Source organism: Nodosilinea sp. LEGE 07088 (assembly GCF_015207395.1).
Classification (GTDB): Bacteria; Cyanobacteriota; Cyanobacteriia; order Phormidesmidales; family Phormidesmidaceae; genus Nodosilinea.
The window spans coordinates 1-2,044 of sequence record NZ_JADEWX010000354.1; the positions used below are offsets into that span (position 1 = coordinate 1).

2 protein-coding genes are annotated in these 2,044 nt (G+C 56.8%); both read left to right on the plus strand.

All coding sequences use genetic code 11. The annotated features are described in order from the left end of the window. Positions 1–74: 74 nt before the first annotated feature. Positions 75–1,676: an amino acid transporter gene (locus IQ254_RS30910; protein WP_193969963.1), complete on the plus strand. Its 1,602-nt coding sequence runs from the start codon at positions 75–77 to the stop codon at positions 1,674–1,676. A 67-nt stretch (positions 1,677–1,743) separates the two neighbouring features. After that, complete coding sequence (locus IQ254_RS30915; protein ID WP_193969964.1) at positions 1,744–1,929, plus strand: hypothetical protein; 186 nt, start codon at positions 1,744–1,746, stop codon at positions 1,927–1,929. Positions 1,930–2,044 lie beyond the last annotated feature (115 nt).

Sequence of the window (2,044 nt, forward strand, 5' to 3'; positions counted from 1 at the left end):
TGGTTTGGTAGGATGCAGGAAACATATTGGTTTAGGGGAGCTGCACTGAGGCTCCCTATTTTTTGTCCCCTTTATTGTCTCAAAGCCCTGTACCGCATGACGTTGAGTACCCTTGTCACCCGTTAAGCACCATTACCCTATCCGCCGCCGACGCTACGGCTCACCTGGTGGAAAACCCCCTGTTTTCAGGGTTTTTGCGAGGTCAGGCCGTGCCGCTGACGCTGATCTTAATTGCGCTGTTGGGCGCGGTGTTTCTGAAGGGGTTTCAGGAAGCGATCGGGCTGGCTGTGGCCCTAGTGGCCCTCTATCTCACCCTCAATCTGGTGGTGATTGGAGTGGGAGGCTATCAGGTGATCCAACAGCCGACGCTGTTGGGTAACTGGCAAACGGCGCTGACGACGACCCAGGGCAGTCCCTGGCGGATGATCGGCCTATCGATTCTGCTATTTCCTAAGCTGGCTCTGGGCCTCTCGGGGTTTGAAACGGGGGTAGCGGTGATGCCGTTGGTGCAGGGCAGCCCCGATGATACTGAAAAGCAACCTACGGGACGCATTCGCAATACCCATCGGCTGCTGACGACGGCAGCCGTGATCATGAGTTTCTTTCTGCTGACCAGCAGCGTGATCACCACGGTCTTAATTCCGGCGGCGGCATTCCAGGCGGGGGGACAGGCGAACGGACGAGCCCTGGCCTATTTGGCTCACCAGCACTTGGGCAGCGGCTTCGGCACCCTGTACGACCTGAGTACGATCGCGATTCTCTGGTTTGCGGGCGCGTCCGCCATGGCGGGGTTGCTGAATTTGGTGCCGCGCTACCTGCCCCGCTACGGCATGGCGCCCGAATGGGCGGGGGCGGTGCGGCCCCTGGTGCTGGTGTTTACCGCGATCGCCTTCGTCGTCACCCTGGTGTTTGATGCCAGTGTCGAAGCCCAGGGTGGGGCCTATGCCACCGGAGTCCTGGTGCTGATGAGTTCGGCAGCGGTGGCGGTGACCCTGGCGGCCTACCATCGTGGATCGATACGGGGGGCACTGGGCTTTGGTGTCATTGCCCTGGTCTTTTTCTACACCACCATTGCCAATGTGATTGAGCGCCCCGACGGTATTCGCATTGCGGCGTTGTTTATTACCGCGATCGTGGTTACATCCCTGATTTCGCGGGTGTTTCGCTCTACCGAGCTGCGCGTCACCGGGGTAGAACTGGATGACACAGCGCGGCAGTTTATTGACCAGCTCAAGGGGCAGCCCATCCGGCTGATTGCCCATCGCCGAGAAAAGGGAGCAGACGCCCTGGAATATCGGCTCAAGGAGCAAGAGGTGCGGGCGGACAGCCACCTGCCCAGCTCTCAACCGATGATCTTTCTGGAGGTGCAGGTCTTTGACGCCTCGGTGTTTATCGACATGATTCGGGTCAAAGGGATGGAGGTGGGAGGATATCGAATTCTGCGGGTAAAAAGTTCGGCAGTGCCCAATGCGATCGCCGCTTTACTCCTCTACCTGCGCGACCAGACCGGCACCTTACCCCACGTTTACTTCGAGTGGGTTGAGGGGAATCCAGTGCGGTATTTGCTGCGTTTTACCCTATTTGGTGAAGGAGACGTGCCACTGGTCACCCGTGAGGTGTTGCGCAAAGCTGAGCCAGACCCACTGCAGCGACCCCGAATTCACGTCAGTGGGTAACAAGCTGTTTTAGAGGCCAAAAATCGTCTGAGCATACTTGCAACACACCAACCTCACTTACAGATAGATGAAACGCTCTATTATCAATTTTTTAGAAGGCCAGTCGAAGGTAACCCTAGTCAGTTTAAGCCTCGGCCTCACTATCCTGATTGGAGCCATCGACATTCTAGTGTGGCTAGATGTGGCCCTCTCCATTTTTTACCTCATCCCTTTAGCCGTCGCCGCCTGGTTTCTGGGTCCACTTAACGGGTGACAACGTACCTAAAGAGCTTGCTGCATCAGGGATAGAGCATAGAGACCACGCTGAAAATAGCGATGTTTATGGGGTTTGAGCGCTATCAGTTGGAGTGCCCAGTCGGTCCATAACT